Origin of the sequence: Arthrobacter sp. SLBN-83, from assembly GCF_006715285.1 — a bacterium.
Taxonomy (GTDB): Bacteria; Actinomycetota; Actinomycetes; order Actinomycetales; family Micrococcaceae; genus Arthrobacter.
The window spans coordinates 440844-459630 of sequence record NZ_VFMX01000001.1; the positions used below are offsets into that span (position 1 = coordinate 440844).

The 18787-nt window shown below is 64.1% G+C and carries 16 protein-coding genes; 4 read left to right on the forward strand and 12 right to left on the reverse strand.

Annotated elements, in window-relative coordinates; genetic code table 11:
• Positions 1-204: 204 nt before the first annotated feature.
• From FBY30_RS01960 to FBY30_RS01975, 4 genes are all read right to left on the reverse strand, one after another.
• Positions 205-1275, reverse strand: coding sequence for an alkene reductase (locus FBY30_RS01960; RefSeq protein ID WP_142130938.1), 1071 nt, complete (start codon positions 1273-1275; stop codon positions 205-207).
• 110 nt (positions 1276-1385) lie between these two features.
• Complete coding sequence (locus tag FBY30_RS01965) at positions 1386-2186, reverse strand: hypothetical protein (protein ID WP_142130940.1); 801 nt, start codon at positions 2184-2186, stop codon at positions 1386-1388.
• A gap of 143 nt (positions 2187-2329) precedes the next feature.
• Entirely contained in the window at positions 2330-2998 is a 669-nt protein-coding gene (locus FBY30_RS01970; RefSeq protein WP_200830617.1) for a DUF6318 family protein, read from the reverse strand.
• A 199-nt stretch (positions 2999-3197) separates the two neighbouring features.
• The gene (locus tag FBY30_RS01975; RefSeq protein WP_142130941.1) at positions 3198-4925 is read right to left on the reverse strand and encodes a purine-cytosine permease family protein; all 1728 of its coding nucleotides are present in this window, start codon (positions 4923-4925) and stop codon (positions 3198-3200) included.
• A 189-nt stretch (positions 4926-5114) separates the two neighbouring features.
• On the opposite strand from FBY30_RS01975, the gene FBY30_RS01980 reads away from it, so the two are divergent.
• Both FBY30_RS01980 and FBY30_RS01985 read left to right on the forward strand, forming a co-directional pair.
• Positions 5115-5549 (forward strand): pyridoxamine 5'-phosphate oxidase family protein, encoded by a 435-nt coding sequence (locus FBY30_RS01980; RefSeq protein ID WP_142130942.1) that lies wholly within the window; start codon positions 5115-5117, stop codon positions 5547-5549.
• 19 nt (positions 5550-5568) lie between these two features.
• Positions 5569-6012 carry a very short patch repair endonuclease gene (locus FBY30_RS01985; protein ID WP_142130944.1) on the forward strand — a complete coding sequence of 148 codons (444 nt, stop codon included), beginning with the start codon at positions 5569-5571 and terminating at the stop codon, positions 6010-6012.
• A 128-nt stretch (positions 6013-6140) separates the two neighbouring features.
• Here FBY30_RS01985 and FBY30_RS01990 read toward each other — a convergent pair whose 3' ends face one another.
• On the reverse strand, positions 6141-7322 hold the full coding sequence (locus FBY30_RS01990; protein WP_442858293.1) for a glycosyl hydrolase: 1182 nt from the start codon (positions 7320-7322) through the stop codon (positions 6141-6143).
• Positions 7323-7602: 280 nt separating this feature from the next.
• Between FBY30_RS01990 and FBY30_RS01995 the strand changes: the two genes are divergently transcribed.
• Positions 7603-8013 (forward strand): Hpt domain-containing protein, encoded by a 411-nt coding sequence (locus FBY30_RS01995; protein ID WP_142130946.1) that lies wholly within the window; start codon positions 7603-7605, stop codon positions 8011-8013.
• Here the strand turns inward: FBY30_RS01995 and FBY30_RS02000 are convergent.
• Positions 7986-8750 carry a response regulator transcription factor gene (locus FBY30_RS02000; RefSeq protein WP_200830618.1) on the reverse strand — a complete coding sequence of 255 codons (765 nt, stop codon included), beginning with the start codon at positions 8748-8750 and terminating at the stop codon, positions 7986-7988. The genes FBY30_RS01995 and FBY30_RS02000 overlap by 28 nt on opposite strands.
• Before the next feature lie 94 nt (positions 8751-8844).
• Here FBY30_RS02000 and FBY30_RS02005 point away from each other — a divergent pair, with 94 nt between their 5' ends.
• Positions 8845-10500 carry a sensor histidine kinase gene (locus FBY30_RS02005; RefSeq protein ID WP_142130948.1) on the forward strand — a complete coding sequence of 552 codons (1656 nt, stop codon included), beginning with the start codon at positions 8845-8847 and terminating at the stop codon, positions 10498-10500.
• Positions 10501-10530: 30 nt separating this feature from the next.
• Here the strand turns inward: FBY30_RS02005 and FBY30_RS02010 are convergent, their stop codons facing one another.
• The 6 genes from FBY30_RS02010 to FBY30_RS02035 all read right to left on the reverse strand — a co-directional run bounded on the left by FBY30_RS02010 (position 10531) and on the right by FBY30_RS02035 (position 18719).
• Positions 10531-11739: a 5-methylcytosine restriction system specificity protein McrC gene (locus FBY30_RS02010; RefSeq protein WP_142130950.1), complete on the reverse strand. Its 1209-nt coding sequence runs from the start codon at positions 11737-11739 to the stop codon at positions 10531-10533.
• Positions 11740-11770: 31 nt separating this feature from the next.
• The gene (locus FBY30_RS02015; RefSeq protein ID WP_142130952.1) at positions 11771-14002 is read right to left on the reverse strand and encodes an McrB family protein; all 2232 of its coding nucleotides are present in this window, start codon (positions 14000-14002) and stop codon (positions 11771-11773) included.
• A gap of 71 nt (positions 14003-14073) precedes the next feature.
• Positions 14074-14316 carry a PLDc N-terminal domain-containing protein gene (locus tag FBY30_RS02020; RefSeq protein WP_142134823.1) on the reverse strand — a complete coding sequence of 81 codons (243 nt, stop codon included), beginning with the start codon at positions 14314-14316 and terminating at the stop codon, positions 14074-14076.
• Between the two features lie 151 nt (positions 14317-14467).
• A complete protein-coding gene (locus FBY30_RS02025) occupies positions 14468-14884 on the reverse strand; it encodes an acyl-CoA thioesterase (protein ID WP_142130953.1) in 417 nt (138 codons plus the stop codon).
• A gap of 38 nt (positions 14885-14922) precedes the next feature.
• Positions 14923-16989: an ABC transporter ATP-binding protein gene (locus tag FBY30_RS02030; protein ID WP_142130955.1), complete on the reverse strand. Its 2067-nt coding sequence runs from the start codon at positions 16987-16989 to the stop codon at positions 14923-14925.
• Complete coding sequence (locus FBY30_RS02035) at positions 16986-18719, reverse strand: ABC transporter ATP-binding protein (protein WP_142130956.1); 1734 nt, start codon at positions 18717-18719, stop codon at positions 16986-16988. The genes FBY30_RS02030 and FBY30_RS02035 overlap by 4 nt, the downstream gene beginning before the upstream one ends.
• Positions 18720-18787: the final 68 nt, after the last annotated feature.

Below are 18787 nucleotides of genomic sequence, written 5' to 3' on the forward strand. Positions count from 1 at the left end.
TGGTAAGAGTCCATTCGTTGGAGTAGCATCTGATCACCGCCGGCTTCCGATGGAGTCCGGCGGGCCACATAAAAGTCTTCAGCTGGGGGTCGTCGGATGGCCTCCGGCGACGCTGCCCGGGACCAGCACCCCAGACAGCCAACGACGGCGGCACCCACATTGGGTGCCGCCGTCGTCGTTTTGTCCAGGCTGCCGGTGAGGTGTTTAGCCTTGGTACATGGGGTAGTCCGTGTAGCCGATGGCACCCTCTGCGTAGAAGGTGGACGGATCGGGCTCGTTGAGCGGAAGGCTTTCCTTCCAGCGGCGGGCCAGGTCCGGGTTGGCGATGGCGGGCCGTCCCACCACCACTGCGTCGGCGTGGCCCTCGGCCACCAGGTTCACCGCTTCTTCCCGGGTGGTGATGACACCAAACCCTGTGTTGACCAGGAAGGTGCCCCCGAAGCGCTTGCGCAGATCCTGCACAAGTTCACCGGTAGGTTCGTGGTGCAGGATGCTCAGGTATGCAAGGTTGAGCGGCGCGATGCTGTCCACGAGTACCTCGTAGGTGGCGCGGACGTCTGCGGCGTCGGTCTCGGCGATGCCCTGGACGTTGTGTTCGGGGGAAATCCGCAGGCCCACGCGGTTGGCGCCAAGGGCTGCCACCACCGCGTTGACGGTTTCAATCACGAAGCGTGCGCGGTTTTCCGGGGATCCGCCGTAGCTGTCCGTGCGGATGTTGGAGTTCGGTGCCAGGAATTCGTGCAGGAGGTAACCGTTCGCAGAGTGCAGCTCCACGCCGTCGAACCCTGCCTCGATGGCATTCAACGAAGCGGTGACGATTTCCTGGATGACCATGGGGAGTTCGTCTGTGGACAGGGCGTGGGGCACCGGGTACGGCTGCTTGCCCGCAGGCGTCCGGACGACGCCGTCGATCGCTACAGCGCTGGGTCCGACAATGGGCAGGCCACCGGTGATGTCAGAGTGGGAAACCCTGCCACCGTGCATGATCTGGGCGAACATGCGGCCGCCCTCGGCGTGGACTGCGTCGGTAACCTTCTTCCACCCGGCGACCTGTTCGGGGGTGACGATGCCGGGCTGTCCCGGGTAGGCCTGCCCCACAGGGACGGGGTAGATACCTTCGCTGACGATCAGGCCCAGTGAAGCGCGCTGGCGGTAGTGCTCGACGAGGAGCGGGCCCGGGATGCCCTGCTCACCCGCGCGGAGGCGGGTCAGCGGTGCCATCACCAGGCGGTTGGGAAGTTCAAGTTCGCCAAGGGTGAGTGGGGAAAACAGCATGCGCGGTTCCTTTCGAAGGCTGAAGACGTACTGCCTTTGCCAACTGTGGGGCGCGTGCAACTATTCCAGTACTTTCCCGGGTGCGACGGGGATCACAGTCCGGTCTGGACTTAGCGGCTCCCGGCACCCGGGCAGCCCTGGCCCTGCGGATTGGTGTTGCAGTCATCCGCGTAGTTGCGGGTGAGCGAACGCCAGACGCTGATGGTTTGCGGAGGTGCATTGAATTGTCCCTGGCCGGGGATCGGCAGCGGCGGCCCGGAGTTCACCGAATACGTGCCTTGGAAGGACGTCGTCATGACCACCTGGAAATCACCAGTTGATGCGTAAGCGTGGCTGGTCCGGGTCTTTTCGCCCCAGCGGTCCTGCGGGAGGGGCCCACCCATGGACGGTTGGGGGCCGAAGACGGTGCCGTCGCCGTAGTTCCATGTGTACTGCACCGGCGTTGCCACCACATGGACCTTTTGGCCAAACATGGTGATGTCGAACTGCTGCTCGACCGCTTCTGCGTAGAAGTTCGTTTCGGCGCCGCGGAGAGTGTTGGGGCTGGGCTGCGCCACCACTTTCCCGGCGCTTACCGGCAGGTTCTGGAACTGCCGCTGGATATCTGCGGCGATGCGGGGCAGGAGGTCCTCGGGCTTGGGATCGTAAAGGCAGGTTGGCCCCGAATGATGCGCCCAAACCGCACCCGGCACGCCCCGTGGCCGGGACAGCCACATGACAGGGATGCCCTTGGCGCCGTCTTCCCGATCCTTGCAGTCGAGCTGGCGGGCAAGGCAAGGAGTGTCGAAGTCGCCCCCGCCGAGGTGGCATTGGAGTTCGTACTTGTACTCGTTGGGGTCAGTGGTTACGGCGCCAGGTTCAGCGTGAACAAATTGGCCTGCCTCATCAGGTACCCAGTCATCGGCCCCCATTTTGAGCCCGGAGTCCACAAATCCCCCACCGATTCGTGGCTTCGGTTTTGATCCATCTTCGGCGTAGGCCGAGAGGAGAGAAGCTGTCAAGAACACCAGACAGCAGGCGAGGATTCCGATGCCCCTACCTAAGTAAGCCACGGCTACCGGATCAGCCCTAGATCATTGACGACCCAAGCAGAGCTGGCGAATCGCACCATCGCTACGCTGCCGGAATTCGTAGCTGGCGTCTTCTCTTGGTAGGGGCTTCCATCTGGGTTGTGAATTACGAGTTCCTTCTGCAGTACCTGCAGAACTACCTGCGTGGTGCCGTCAGTAGAAGGTTTTGCGGTCGCAACCGGAATTTCTATCTGGCCGCCAGATATCCACTTGCCCTCAGCCCAGGCGGCTTCAATGTCAGCCACGAGCCCTTGACAGAATGCGCACTGAGAATTGGAAAGCTTTGAGAGTGCATCAGTGTCCCCCGTCTCGTATGCGTAACTCAGAACCGAGAACCAATACTTCGTGAACGCTTCTGCCCCTTCCTTCGTCTCCGTCTTCGCCACCTCGGGAAGCACCGGAACCGGGACATTTTGGGCGGGTCCAGACGCGTCGGCCGGCTTGTACACAGCACTCGGCGTCGGGGTGGGAGTGGGCGTGGCGGTGGGTGTGTCGGCGGCCACCGGAGAAGAAGTGCCACCCGGGCCGGGAGAATCGCCCGAGTTGCAGCCAGACAAAGCCAGCGCAAGCCCAACGATAAGGACGGCCGCGCCGGACTGCACAGTGCGTGGCGAAACAAATGTGCGGGACGAAAGGAAGTTCTGCGATGTCATGGGCCGCTATTCCCCCAGTAGTTTCAAGACGGCTTGCTCCGGACAGTGACTTAAGGGTAGCCCACGTCACATTTTGACGACCGCACTTATCCACAGGCACAAGGCCCCCGATGCACTGTCTACCAGCTGCAATGCGACAAGAGAAGTCATAAAGGAAGCCGGCGCACCAAAGTGCGCCGGCTTCCCTAATCAAAAGACGTTACTTCTGGGCGGGCAGGACCAGTTCCCCCGTCTTGTCCGTCGACAACGCGAGCGAAGAAACGTACTGCGGGCCGCCGTCGGGCGCGTCCTGTGCGGAACGCACCATGTCCGGACGCTCGAACTCCAAGCCGGTCACGTGGCATAGGAGCTTGGCGTCGCTTGGGTTTCCGTCGCCGTCAAACATTGGCAGCTCGATGCCGTCGTCAACACGCCGCAGGTAGAACCGCCCGCGGGTCAGAACGGCCAGCACCGGCGGCAGCACGAGCGCCAGGCCCACCGCGAAGATCGGCGAGTACGGCTGGATGGCGGCACCGAATGCCCCGAAGAACACTGCGATGGAAACACCCGCAGACGCCAGCATGGACACGAACCCCACTGGGTTCACGGCGTACAGCATCCCGCGCCGGAACTCAGGTACCTTGGGCGAGATCTTCAAAAGGTACTTGTTGATGGCGATATCGGACGCCACCGTGACCACCCACGCCATGGCGCAGTTGGCATAGAACCCCAGGATGGTGTTGAGGAAGTCGAACATGTTGGCTTCCATCAGGACCAGCGCGATCAGCAGGTTCACCACCACGAACACCATGCGTCCCGGGTACGTCTTGGTGATGCGCGTGAAGGAGTTGGTCCAGGCCAGCGAACCGGAGTACGCGTTGGTGACGTTGATCTTGATCTGCGAAATGACCACCAACACCACCGCCAGCGTCATGGCCAGCCAGGCCGGCATCATCTCCTGGTACACGCCCAGGAACTGGTGCACCGGCTCGTTGGCAGTGGCAGAGGCGGCCGGATCCAACGACGCGATCAAGTAAATGGCGATGAACAGGCCCACGATCTGCTTGATGGCTCCGAAGATCACCCAGCCCGGGCCAGCCAGGATCACCGCGCGCCACCAGGCACCGCGGTTCGCAGGAGTGCGCGGCGGCATGAAGCGAAGGTAGTCGATCTGCTCGGCGATCTGCGCCATCAGGGACAGGCACACGCCGGCGGCCAGCATCACGGACGCAAGGTTGGGGCCGCCGTCACCGGTCGCACCGCTATAGGCAAAGAAGCTGTCGATGCTCTCCGGATGCGAGATCAGCAGGTAACCCACCGGCACCACCATCAGGAGCAGCCACAGCGGGGTGGTCCAGACCTGCAGTTTGGCCAGCGTGTTCATCCCGTAAATCACCAGCGGGATGATGATCACGGTGGACGCGGCGTACCCCATCCACTGCGGGATCCCCAGCCCCAATTCCAGCCCCTGCGCCATGATGGAGCCCTCGAGCGCGAAGAAGATGAAAGTGAAGGTGGCAAAGATGACGTTGGTGACCACCGATCCGTAGTAGCCGAAGCCGGAATCACGGGTGATCAGGTCCAGATCGATGTTGTAGCGGGCTGCGTAGTACGCCAAGGGAAAGCCCGTTGCGAAGATGACGACGGCGGCCACCAGGATTCCCAGCAGTGCGTTGACCGTGCCGTACGAGATGCCGATGTTCGCGCCGATCGAAAAGTCCGCCAGGTAGGCAATGCCGCCCAGGGCGCTGGTGGCCACTACCCCGGCGCTCCACTTGCGGTAGGAGCGCGGCGCGAACCGGAGCGTGTAATCCTCGAGGCTTTCCTTGGTGGCGTTCAGAGCCGAGCTGTTGCCCGCCGTCGGCGTTGCCGGAGAACGTCCGACGACGGCGGCATCAGCAGGTGCCGCAGGTTCCAGCAGTTGCGTTGTGTCTCTGTCGTTGCCCATTGGGTGCGTCGCTTTCTTTTCGCATTCAGCCGTAATGGCCCTGCGTGCGACGCTATCCAGCTGGAAAGACAATCCGGTCACAGGCCTGTTTCCGCTCTGTTAAGCATTGACGGAGATGTCACAAAAGGGCCGGGAATTGCGGGTACAAAGCCTCTGGCGCATTTCTACCTGAGGTAGAAGAATGGCGACATGATGTTTGAACACGCGGACGGCAATCCCGTCCTGGAACTCGATGATGAGCAATCGTGGCGTCTCCTGGCGGCAACGCAGCACGGGCGGCTGGTGGTCTCGGTGGCGGGAGAACCGGACATCTTCCCGGTGAACTACGTGACTTCGAACCGGAAGGTCTACCTGCGGACCGCTCCCGGGAACAAGCTTGCGCAGCTGACCATCAACTCCAAGGTGCTGTTCGAAACCGACGGCATCCTGTCGCAGGAAGCGTGGTCCGTGATTCTCCGCGGGACGGCACGGGTCCTCAGCAACTCGGCTGAACTTGCGGCCATCGAGGAACTCGGACTGAAGACCTGGGTTCCCACCCTGAAGGACTTTTACGTGGAGATTGAGCCGAAGTCCGTCAGCGGCCGCCACTTCGTGTTCGGCGAACAACCGGAACGCGAGATCTAAGGCCTCCTAGACTGGAGGGATGGCGGATAAGCCCACTGCAGACAAGCTCACCCCCGAGCAGCGCAGCTGGAACATGTCCCGGATCCGCGGCAAGAACACCAAGCCCGAACTGTTGGTGCGCCGGATCCTGCACGCCAGGGGCTACCGGTACCGCCTGCACGGCAGGTCCGGCGGCACCAAGCTGCCGGGCAACCCGGATCTCGTCTTCGCCGGGCGGCACAAGGTGATCTTTGTGAATGGCTGCTTCTGGCATTTCCACGACTGCCGCGTTGGTCTGCACGCCCCGAAAGCCAATGCGGAGTTCTGGGTTGCGAAGCGCACCCGGACCCGCGAGCGCGACGCCGGCCAACGCCGCCAACTGGAAGACGCCGGCTGGGAAGTGTTGACCGTCTGGGAGTGTGAGCTAAAGGATCGTTCAGCCCTCGAATCCCAGTTGGTCCACTTCCTCGAAGCCGGCGCCTGACAGATAAATCTTGAGGCAATCTTTAGCCGTTTCTGCCGCCGTCCTTGATCCTGGACAGACAGGATGGACAGGTTGCCGCGGTCAGGCAATCCGCCACTGACGGTTTCAGAGCAGCTATCCCCTATCCCCTAGCTTCTCCGGGCCAACAGTGCGGACTTGAAGGCCGAGGCCGACGAATCGCTGCTGTTGATGCGCCAGTCCGTTTCCTTCTGCATGTGGAACCAGACGAAGCCCATAACATCCGGCTGGGCAGCCAGGTAGGACACCAGATCCGTGTTCCAGGAGGCTTTGGAACCACCCAACTCGCTGGATGCCGTCTCGGCGATCAGGACCGGCTTGCCGGGTGCCAGGGTGCGGAGCTGGGAAATGCCGGGCGCAAAGAGGTCCACCGGGGAAACCCAGCTGCTCCAGGTTTGCGAGCTGCCCCAGTTGTAGCCGTCCAATGCCACGATGTCCACGTAGCCTGCGCCGGGGAACAAACCTGTCAGGTCGGTCGATCCCCAGTAGGGTACGTTCGGGGACCAGACCCACTGGACGTTGGTTGCTCCCGTAGCGGCAACAACGTCATGGACATGGCGCCAGGCGGCCACGTATTCACCCGGCTGGTTGCCGTTGACGCCCTCGACCCAGGGATACCAGTTGCCGTTCATTTCGTGGGCGAAGCGCAGCATGACCGGCTTGCCCCAGGCCGCCAGGGACTGGCCCCACTGGCTGATGTAGGCGTCAAAGTCGCCTGCGGTGATCCGGGCCAACGAATAGGCGGGCTGGTCCACTCCGCCTCCCCAGGCCCACGGCTCCCAAGTGACAAGGGGGGTGGCTCCGCGCGAGCGCACAGCATCCAACTCGGTGATCGGCGGGGCTTGCAGGAAGTCCTTGTAGCTCATCACCACGGAGGGGACTTCCCCTGCCAGGGTGGCCACCTCGTCCAGCTCAGTACTGGCCGTAGGTCCCCCCGGCGTTGCCACCCCGAAGCGCAAGGGGGCGGAACTGATGGTTGGCGCCGGCGCGGGCGCAGGAGCAGGGGCTGCCTGCACCACAAAGGTGGCCGACGCCTTGATGGACGATGTCTTGGCAGTGATGGTGAGGTTTCCGATAGATGCGGCCGGAATGGTGATGCCGGTGCTGAAAGCGCCGGTCGATGTGGTTTGGAAAGCGAAAGTAGTGGAACCCACAATCACAGTGCCCGTGGTGGCAGCTTTGAACCCGGTTCCGGTGACCGTGACGGCGGAACCGACCGGACCGGAACCCGGATTGAGCGTGATTTGCGGTGTCGTGGCTGCGCTGGCCGGCTGGACGATGGACAACGCCAGCCCAGCCCCGACTATGAGCGCGACAAATAAAGTCCTAAGAGTTCGGAACACGGCAATCTATCCCCAGATTGAAAAGGCGGCTATGGCCGCTGACGACGTCAATGCGAAAAAGCACTGGCATCGATCTTATGGCCCGAAAACCGCAGTCCCATCAAGAAAACCACAATTCTTCCCGAGTCTTCTCCTAGGTCGCGGGAACGGTCCTAACCTGAAACAGAACAAGATCCCCCGCTCAAACACCCGGTTTTCGAGGTCCCCAAATCCAGCAGAAAGGAGTGTCATGAGCACGTCGGATGATGCGCCAAGGCCGCTGGTGGACCAGTCCGTCCTGGACCGGCTCCGGGACGAACTCGAGGAGGAAGAAGGCTACAGCCGGGTCTTCGTAGGGAACTTCATCGACTACCTGCCGCAACGGCTGGGCCGGCTGCGGCTCGCCCTGACCACCGGTGATTTGGAGGGCTCCATGGACGCGGTCCTGAGCCTGAAGACGTCAAGCCAAATGGTTGGAGCCGAACGCCTGGCAGGACTTGCCCTGGACCTGGAAAACGAGATCCGCGCCGAGGCACGCCACGCTGATATGGCGGTGGCATTGCCCAGGCTGGCCGCCACCTATCTGCGGCCCATCACCCAGTGCAGCAGGCAAACCATGCACCGGCTGCAGGCTCAGTGCTGCCCCGGCGCTAAACGGTAGCCCACTCCGCGGACGGTCTGCAGCCACCGCGGCTGCTGCGGCGAGTCACCCAGTTTCTTGCGCAGGTTTCCCATGTGGACCTCCACGGACCGTTCGTCGGCCTCGCTGATGTAGCCGCCGACGTCGTAATCCTCATCGCGGAGCCGCCGCACCAGGTCGGACTTGGTCCGGACCGTCCGCCCCGCTTCGAGGAGCGCGTACAGCAGCTCGAACTCGGTGCGCGTCAGGTTCATCTCTTTGCCGTCAACGGTGACGGTACGTGAGGCGTAGCTGAGCTCCAGGCCGTTGTGGCTGAAGTTTCCACGCTCCGGGTGGGAAGCGTTATCCGGGGAAGCATCAACGGCAACGTCGCCGGGGTCGGGAACAGACCGCGGCCGGCGCATCATGGCAGCAACCCGCGCCCGCAGCTCCCGCGGGCGGAAAGGCTTGGTGAGGTAGTCGTCCGCGCCGGATTCCAGCCCGATAAGGGTGTCCAGTTCTTCTGTCCGCGCCGTGAGCATCACGATATAGGCATCCGAAAACTCGCGGATCTGCCGGGAAACCTCAAAGCCGTCAATGTCCGGCAAGCCCAGGTCGAGCGTAATGACATCAGGATTCAGGCTCTTGGCCATCAGGACGCCCTCGGCGCCGCCGCTGGCGACAGTGACGTCAAACCCAGCCTGGGTCAGCACAGTGCGAACCAGTTCCCGAATGTCGTGGTCATCCTCGATGACCAGACCCACACGTGCCTCACTCATAGAGCCCCCTCAGTGCCAACGTCAGAAGTATAGCTGGCTGCGGATATCCTGCTGGTATGGTCTCGCACAGCCCGACGTCCGCGTCCTCCGCGCCATGAGCAACCCCACGGCCTGGTCCTCCGGACGGCTGCGATTCTTCAAGCGGCCATTCCATGAATACCGGCTGACCGACCGCGTGGCCATGAGCCAAATGCCGCTGTTCGTGACCACCATCCTCACAGCCGTCCTGGTATGGGCCTTCTTCCCCGAGACCATGGGCAACCCCCTGTTCGTCACGTTCCTCATCTCGCAGCTGGCCATCATGGCGCTTTGCTATGTCATTCCCTGGGAACGGCTGCCCTACACCAGCTTCCTGGCCATCCCCTTACTGGATTTCGTCTCCATCGCGGCGGGCAGGGAAGGCGGCCAGGAAAGCCTTGCGGGCATCAGCCTGCTGGCGGTGTTTCCGGTCATCTGGCTCTGCGCCTCCGGGTACTACGCACGGGCGGCCCTGTGGCTGTCCTTCCTGGGACCGCTGGCCATCATTTGGGTGCCGCTGCTACTGAAGGGAAACCAGAACCCGCAGGACTTTGCCCGCTCCCTGTTGCTGCCCGTCATGATGCTGGGCATCGGAGTGTCGGTCAGCGTCCTGACCTTGAGCATGATGCGCCAGCAGAAGGAGCTGGAGGACAAGGACGAGCAGCTGCGGGCCAACCTGCGCACCAGCAAGCGCCAGGAATCGCTGCTCAACACCATCCTGGACACCGTGCATCTGGGCGTCCTGGCCGTGGACGCCGACGGCCACGACGTCCTGATGAACCGCAAGCAGCGCGCCAACCACGAGCTGGCCCGGCCAAAGAATATTGCGGACCCCAACGAGTCGCAGCTGTTGGTCTACGGGGCGGACCGGAAGACCCTGATCCCCGTTCAGGAGCGTCCAGTGCGGCGCGCCGTCCTGGGCGAAACCTTCACGGATTACCTGGTCTGGCTCGGGGAAGGGAACGATCAGCGGGCACTGGTGACCACGGCGCGCGCCATGAGGGACTCCGACGGCAAGTTCACCGGCTCAGTGATCGTCTTCAGCGACGTCACGGACCTGGTGAACGCGCTCACCGCCAAGGACGACTTCGTCTCCAGCGTCTCCCATGAATTCCGCACCCCGCTGACCTCCATCCTTGGCTATGTGGAAATCCTGCTCGCCGACGAACCGCACGAGGCGCAGCGCGAGATGCTGGAAATCATCCGCCGCAATTCCGAGCGGCTCCTGACCCTCGTATCCGACCTGCTGTCCAGCCGGAACGGCCAACTGATCGTCACGCCGCACGCCGTGGACGTTGCCGATCTCATCCGGAGCAGCGTGTCCTCGGCGATGCCCCGGGCGGCAGCCGCCGGCGTCGAGCTGCATGCCGACACGCCGGAACGGTTGGAGGCCCACGTGGACAGCGCGCGGATTTCGCAGGTCCTGGACAACTTGGTGTCCAACGCCATCAAGTACTCGCCGGACGGTGGCCAGGTGGTGGTGTCGCTGGCGCGGGAGGACGGGCACGTGGCCTGCCGCGTCACCGATACCGGGATGGGCATGACCCCGGAGGACGCTTCCGAGGTGTTCGCCAAATTCTTCCGCACCAGCAGCGTCCGGCGCACCGCTATCCCCGGCGTGGGCCTGGGGTTGCCCATCAGCAAGGCAATCGTCGAAGCACACGGCGGCACCATCGACGTGGAGAGCACCTTGGGCAAGGGAACAACCTTTACGTTCCGCGTGCCGGTCTGAAAGGACGACGACGGCGGGCAGCCGGGTGCGTCAGCCGTTCCGGGCCTGGCGGACCACTTCGCCCCACGACTGGCGGGCGAGTTCCTGGACTGAGGCAAGGATGGCCGACGGCGGCTGGCTAAGGTCCAACGGGAACTCCACGATGTCGATGTCGGTGTTCAGGATGCGGCGAAGTTTCACTTCGCCCTTCCCTGCGTAGACCAGCCAGGCGGTGGGCACGGCGAGCGCGGTGGAGTGGGCCAGCATCTGGTAGTGGTCGGCGGTAAGGGAGGCACCGGCATCCGAGGCGGCCCGGTACTTGGCGTTGTAGGCCACCACGGGGCGCCCGCCCAGCAGGTGCACAGCATCCGGGCGGACCGACAGGCGGTCGGAATCCCGCACGGCCTCGCTGAGGAGGGCGTTGTACCGGAGCCTAAGCTCGCCCGGATAGGCAGCCATGGCGCCGCGCAGTGCGGTTCCCACGAAGTCTTCGAACACCTGCGCCATGTCCACCACGAACGAGGCCGTCTGCTGCCTGCCTTCGCCGGCTTCGGCGGATGCGTTGCGCAGGATCAGCTCCGCCAGGCGCAGTACAGCGTGGTAGCGCAGGTTCATCCTGGTGGGCTTCCACGGCGGCACCGGGGCGCCAGCTGGAAGGCGCGTGACGCCGTCGAGCTTTCCCTTCAGTTGGCGCAGCCGGCCCAGCACTTCGGGCCGCACCCCCGGCACCTGCCCCATCCGTTCAAGTGCGGCGCGCAGGATGCGGTTTTCGGCGATGTCCTCGGTGAACTCGTCGTAGGAGACCTCCAGGGGAACCAGCATGCCAGGGCGGCGGGAGATCTGGTCCGAAATCCTAATTCGCCCCTTCACGGTGCGCAGGGACTCGTCCACAGTGAGGTAGCCCTGCAGGACGCCGCGGCCCAGGGCCCGTTCGGCAAGCTGTGCCAGTGACTCGGCCAGCGCGCTCCACAGGTCTAGGTCCTCGCTGGCCGCCACGAGCTCCGGCCGGAAGCCCTGCTCCCCCGCGTAGCTGAGCAGGAACAGGAGCCGGCTCAGTCCCAGCCGGTCCTTGGGCCGGACGTCCAGCTGGACGGTGGCTGTCCGCACCGACCCCACCTTGCCCACCGGCTCGATCCGGTACAGCCCCATACCCATCGGGGACGCTTTAGCCAGGCCGCTGGAGTTCAGGACGGAAGCGCTGGGTGCGTCCAGCCGCTCCACCAGGCCGCTGGACAGCTCGTCGAGGACCAAATGCCGCATCCGGCCGTTTGAAGAGCCCGGCGCCCGCGGGTCAGCGCGCTGCAATGCGTCCCAGCAGCTGGTCCAGCCCGAAGCGCTCCTCCAGCTGCGCGCGCGTGAGTTGGCCGTGGTAGTGCTCCTCCAGCAGCGGCATGAGCTCGTACTTCCAGATCCGGCGCAGCCCGGCGGAGGTCTGGGCTGCGGGCTTCATGAAGTAGGACGGGCCGATCATCAGGTCCCGGTCCCACTCATCGATGGCCCCGTTCAGAGCGTCCAGCAGCAGAGCCGGCGTGGGATCAAGCTGGCGTGCCTGCAGGAACCGGGCCAGGGAACCCTTGACCGGTTCGGTCTGCGGGTGCAGTTCGATGAAGGAGAACCGGCGGCGGATGGCGGCGTCCATCATGGCAATCGACCTGTCCGCCGTGTTCATGGTCCCGATGATGTACAGGTTGTCCGGCAAGGTGAATGGCTCGTTGGGGCTGTACTGCAGGTAGATCCGGTCGTCCCGGTACTCCAGCAGGAAGTACAGCTCGCCGAACACCTTGGCCAGGTTGGCGCGGTTCATCTCATCGATGATGAGGAAGTACGGCTTCTTCTCGTTCCCGGGCTTGGCCGCTTCCTCCGCGAGGCGCCGCAGCGGCCCGGCCACCAGTTTGAAGGACACCTGCCCGTCGTCGGTCTTGTCCGGCCGGTAGCCCTCGAAGAAGTCCTCGTAGGCGTAGGACGGATGGAACTGGACCAGCTTTACGCGCTCGTCCGTGGTGTCGTCCGCCAGTTCGGCCGCCAGGTGCTTGGCCAGGTAGGTCTTGCCGGTGCCCGGCGGGCCGTAGAGGACCAGCTGGCGGTTTTCCTCCAGCAGGTCAGCGATCTCCTGCAGCGGTTCCAGCTCCATGTGCAGCGAGGCGGCGAATTCCTGCGTCAGCGGGCGGAAGCCCTCCTGGGCAGGGAGGACGACGGCGGCACCGTCGGCATCGCCGTCAGGCTCGGTTTCCGCCTCGGCAGGGAGCAGCGCCTGCAGCGCCTGCACCACGCGGGTGGCGTCCACCACGATGCCGGGGGTGGCAAGCTGCCGCTGGACGTGCCGGGGAAGGCTGGTGGTGGTGTGCCCATCGTCGAACCAGCGCACCTTGCGCCGCAGCCGGCGGTTGTCATCGTTGTACTCGGGCTCCCCCAGGACGCCGCCAAGGCGCACGGTTCCGGCGTGCTGGTAGAGCACCAGGTCACCGGGCTTCATGACGGTGAGGAAGGCAAACACCGCGGTCTTGGTGTCCTCGCGTTCCACGTAGCCCAGGTGCTTGTAGTCCTCATCCACCGCGTGCTGCACCACGCCGGCGGTAACGCCTGGCTCTAGCAGGCGGAGGTGTTCGACGTCGAGCGTCACCTTCTCCTCGCCGTGCCAGGCAGTGAGCAGCTCGGCGTTGTCGCTGTGCGTCCGGAGCAGCCAGGCACGCCTCCCGGGGTCGCCCACTTTCCGCCACTGGCTGACCAGCTGGCGGGAGTACCAGTCGATGCGCTGGCCGGCCTGTTCGTCCAAGTGCAGCCGGATGCGGTGGATATCCGCGGTGACGTCTTCTTCGCTGTCTCCCTTGGCCCCGCCCACGAGGGAGGCGAAGGCGTCCCGGATCTCCTGGCGTTCCACGTCCGCCACCACGGGCTCGAAATAGCTGGGCCAGGCCAGGAACTCGATGCTGCGGCGGATGGCCGGCTGGTCGTCGGGGGTCGATGCGGCGAGGCGGTGGAACTGCAGCGGGTCCTTGATGGCTGCCTGCACTACGCTGGCCGGCCGCTGGGCGACGTTGCGGACGAACCGGCACAGCCATTTGAGGTGGTCCCAGATGGTCCAGTTGAATTCAGCGGTGCGATCGCGGATGACGCCGTGGTCCGTCATGCCGGCGTACAGCTCTTCGGGCAGTTCCAGCGGCGGCTCGAGCCAGCCCGCGGCCTCCGCCACCCGGGCACGCTTGACCTTCAGCGACTTCACCTCGTGCGCCAGCGGCAGGGACTGCAGGAAGAGCAGTTCCACGGCCAGCTGCTTGGCCCCGCGGGTGGCACCCTCCAGGTTTTCGCGGAGGTTGGTCATCATGGGAGCCTTGGAGTCAGCGATGCCCCGTTCCAGCCGGTCGAGCAGCTCAGCGGCGGCCGGAACGGACCACGTCCGGGTGCGGCCGTCTAGGGGTGACGCCTTGCCCTGCAGACCCGGCCCCAGTACGAACCACGCTGCATCCTCAATCTCCTTGGAGATGCCGAGGGCGCGGGTCATGGCAGCAGTGGCAGTGGGGGTCATGCCCACAAATTTACAGGGTCAAGCTGGGCGCCCGCTCCACGCCGGCTGAACTCCCGGACCGCCAGGGCCTGTTACTTGGCGGTGGCAGGCCGCTTCCTGCCGAAGATGAAGTACCCCATGGGCCCGATGAAGTTGACGAAGGACGCTGCCCGCCACGCAGCCTTCGGCCCGTTGATCAGCTCAGCAGGCCTGCGCGAGATATCGCGCTGGGCGGCAACCAGCAGGGACACCTGCATGATCGCAGTGACGATGGTACCCACCTTGCCGGCCGGGGACATCTCCTTCCAGGTCTTCTTCTTCCTGCCACCATGCATCTTGTTCCTGCGGCTCATCTCGTGCGCCTTCTTGTTCAGGGCCTTCTTGTTCCGTGCCATCAGGCTTCCTTTCGCTGTGGATCGTGGTTCCAGCCGGGAGTTTGCAGTCAGGTTCTACAGTCCTGTGTTACGTGCAGCCCTGACCAGAGTCTTAGTGCCTGTAGGGGGCCATCCGCTCCTTTTGCTCCTGCGTGAGCCGTTGCACCCGGCCCGACGCCTCGTCCACGAAGGCGAGGTGGCTGCTCGCCTTCACGCAGTCCTCCCCGGTGACGGGGTCCTGGACCACGTAGTGGATGTCAAAGCTCGCTCCCTTGACGGCGCCGATCCAGACCTGGACCACGGCCGGAACGTTGCGGTACTCCAGGGTCCTGACGTAGCGGATCTTGTGGTCAACAATCAAGGCAAGCGTGCCCTCGGGGACGTCGTTGAACAACGACACCGGGGGCTCGATGCCAGGCAGGCCCGCCCCCCGCGGTGGCCCGAAAGCTGCGATCCGCGCTTCCTCCAGCATTCGCACGATCTGGACGTTGTTGATGTGGCCGTAGGCGTCCATGTCGCCCCAGCGCATCGGTACCTGGACCTCGATGCGCTGGCCACCGTGCGCGCTCAGCTGCGCACCGCCGTCGAATCATCCACTGCCGTTTCCCCGGCGTCCGCACCCGCGAACTGCGACATGTAAAGGCGGTGGTAGGCCCCGCCTGCGGCGAGCAGCACCTGGTGGTTGCCCTGTTCCACGATTTGTCCGTTTTCCATGACCAGGATCGTATCGGCATCGCGGATGGTCGAAAGCCGGTGTGCGATCACAAAGCTGGTCCGGTCCGAACGCAGCGCCGCCATGGCCTTTTGCACCAGCAGCTCGGTGCGGGTATCCACGGAGCTGGTGGCCTCATCAAGGATCAGCAGCGAGGGGTTGGCCACGAAGGCGCGGGCGATGGTGATCAGCTGCTTTTCACCGGCGCTGACGTTGTTGCCTTCTTCGTCGATCACGGTGTCGTAGCCCTCCGGCAGGGCACGGACGAAGCGGTCCACGAAGGTGGCCTTGGCAGCTGCGATCACCTGGTCCTCGGTGGCGTTGAGGTTGCCGTAGCGGATGTTGTCGTAGATGGACCCGCCAAAGAGCCATGCGTCCTGAAGCACCATGCCCACCTTGGAGCGCAGCTCGGAGCGGCTCAGGTGGGTGACATCCACGCCGTCCAGCATTATGGAGCCCGAGTTGAGCTCGTAGAAGCGCATCACCAGGTTCACCAGGGTGGTCTTGCCGGCTCCCGTGGGTCCGACGATGGCCACGGTATTGCCAGGCTCTGCCGTGAAGGACAGATTCTCGATGAGCGGCTTGTCCGGGGTGTAGCTGAAGGTGACGTTCCGGAAGTCCACGTGGCCGTCCGTCTTGGCCGGAAGGTGTTCGATGGCGGTTTCGGCGTCCTGTTCATCGGCGTCGAGGAACTCGAAAACGCGCTCCGAGGACGCCACGCCGGACTGAAGCATGTTGGCCATGCCCGCCATCTGGCCCAGCGGCTGGGTGAACTCGCGGGAGTACTGGATGAACGCGGTGGCGTCACCCAGTGACATGGCGCCGGATGCCACGCGGAGGCCACCCACCACCGCGATGCCCACGTAGCTGAGGTAGGACACGAACTGCATGACGGGGAAGATGATCCCGGAGACGAACTGCGCGCCGAAGCTTGCCTTGTAGAGTGCCTCGTTGCGTTCCTCGAACCGTGCCAGCATGTCGGCGTCGCGGCCGAAGACGCGGACCAGGTCATGCCCGGAGAAGGACTCCTCGATCTGGCCGTTCAGCGATCCGGTGTTCTTCCACTGGGCGGCGAAGAGTTTCTGGCTCCGGGCTCCGATCAGGCCTGCTGCCACCCCGGACAACGGGAGGGCGATCAGGGCGATCAAGGCAAGCTGCCAGGAGACGATGAACATCATGATCACGATGCCCAGCACGGTCAGCACGGAATTGACCAGCTGCGCGAACGCCTGCTGGAGGGCCTGCTGGATGTTGTCGACGTCGTTGGTCACCCGCGACAGCACGTCGCCGCGCTGCCGCGTATCGAAGTAGTTCAACGGCAGGCGGTTCAGCTTGTTCTCGGTGTCGTCACGCAGGCGGCGGATAACCTTCATGACGATACGGTTCAGGACGTAGCCCTGCAGCCACATGAAGATATTCGCCACGAAGTACATCAGCAGGACGATGGCGATGAGCGTGGTGAGCTTGTCGAAATTGATGCCGGTGCCCGGCACCAGCTCCATGCGGGACACCATGTCGGCGAAGTTGTCCTGGCCCTGCTGGCGCAGCCCGGCTACGAACTGTTCCTTGCTGGCTCCCGCCGGCAGCTGCTTTCCCACCACTCCGGCGAAGATGACGTCCATGGCCTGGCCCAGGATCTTGGGCGCAATGACGTTGAGGACCGCGGAGACCACCACCAGGCCCACCACGGCATAGATGCCCAGGGCTTCCGGCTTCAGCAGGCCCATCAGCCGTTTGGCGGATGGCCAGAAGTGCTCGGCCTTCTTGGCGGGCATACCGCCGAACATGTCCCCGTCCGCCTCGGAGGGGGTGAACTCCTCCTCAAGGAAATCGTCGTCATCTCCGGGCCCCGCGCCGGCAGCCACGGTGGATGCAGGGGCTGTCTCTTCGACAGCGGTGGAGTCTCTCTTGCGGGGGCTCATGCCACTTCCTCCACACTCAGCTGGGATTCGACAATTTCCTGGTAGGTGGGCGAGGTTTCCAGGAGTTCCTCGTGCGTGCCACGGTCCACGATGCGTCCGTTGTCCAGCACCAAAATCTGGTCGGCCTCGGTGATGGTGGAGATCCGCTGGGCCACAATGATGACGGTGGCATCCCTGGTGATGCCCTTCAGGGCGGTACGGAGCCGGGCGTCAGTGGCCACGTCCAGGGCGGAGAACGAGTCGTCAAAGAGGTAGACACGGGGTTTTGTCACGAGCGCGCGTGCTATGCAGAGGCGCTGGCGCTGACCGCCTGAGACGTTGGTGCCGCCCTGGGAAATCCTTGCGTCCAGGCCGTTCTTCTTCTCGCGGACAAAGGACTCACCCTGGGCTACCCGGAGGGCATCCCACAGTTCCTGGTCTGTTGCCTCGGTCTTGCCGAACCGGAGGTTGTGTTCGATGGTGCCTGAGAACAGGTACGGACGCTGCGGCACCAGGGCAACCCTTTTGGTGATCTCGGCGCGGTCCAGCTTGTCCACCGGGACGCCGTCCAGCAGCACCCGTCCTTCCACTGGGTCGTACAGCCGCGGCAGGAGGGACAACAGGGAGGTCTTGCCGGCGCCCGTGGACCCGATGATGGCGATGGTCTGCCCGGGACGTGCCGTGAAGCTTATGTTGCTGAGCACCGGGGACTCGGCGCCCGGGTAGGCGAAGGTGACGTTGCGGTACTCCACCACCCCGGTGAGCGAGGCCGGAGCCTGCGGCTGCTGGGGGTCGTGGATGGAGGGTTCAACGCCGAGCACCTCGCCGATGCGGTCGGCACAGACGGAGGCGCGCGGGATCATCATGGCCATGAAGGTGCCCATCATGACTGCCATCAGGATCTGCAGCAGGTACTGCAGGAACGCGGTGAGCGAGCCCACCTGCATGGCGCCGGCATCAACCCGCTGGCCGCCAAACCAGAGCACCGCTGCCGTGGACAGGTGCAGGATCATGCTGATGGCCGGGAACATCAGGACGAAGAGGGCGCCGATGCGCAGCGAGACGTCGGTGAGTTCCTTGTTGGCCGCGCCGAACCGTTCGGTCTCAAACGGCTCACGCACGAAGGCCCGGACAACGCGGATGCCGATAATCTGCTCGCGCAGCACGGCGTTGATCCGGTCGATCTTCCGCTGCATGGAGCGGAACAGCGGCATGAGCCGGACCACCAGGTAGCCCACCACCACGGCCAGCAGGGGAACGGAAACCCAGACCAGCCAGGACAGGTTGATGTCCTCGCGCAGCGCCATGATGATCCCGCCGATGCACATGATGGGGGTGGCAACCATGAAGTTCAGCCCCATGAGGAGGAGCATCTGCACCTGCTGGACATCGTTGGTGCCCCGGGTGATCAGCGTGGGCGCGCCGAACGCGTTGACATCCTTGGCGGAGAAGCTGGTGACCTTGCGGAACACCGCATGGCGCAGGTCCCGGCCCACCGCCATGGCAGTCCTGGAGCCGAAGTACACGCCGGCGATGGCCGCGGCTACCTGGGCGAAGGCCACCAGGAGCATCACCGCGCCGGTGCGCCAGATGAAATCGGTGTCTCCGCGTGCCACGCCCTGGTCGATGATTTGGGCGTTGAGGCTGGGCAGGTACAGCGCAGCGATGGTGGCCGCGAGCTGGAAAATGACGACAGCCAGGATGTATGGCAAATACGGTTTGGAGTAGCGCCGAATGAGGGTGAGGAGCATGGACTCAACTCTAGTGATGGGCACCGACATTGGGGCCTCTCGACGGCAACTTTTCAACCGTGAAAAGC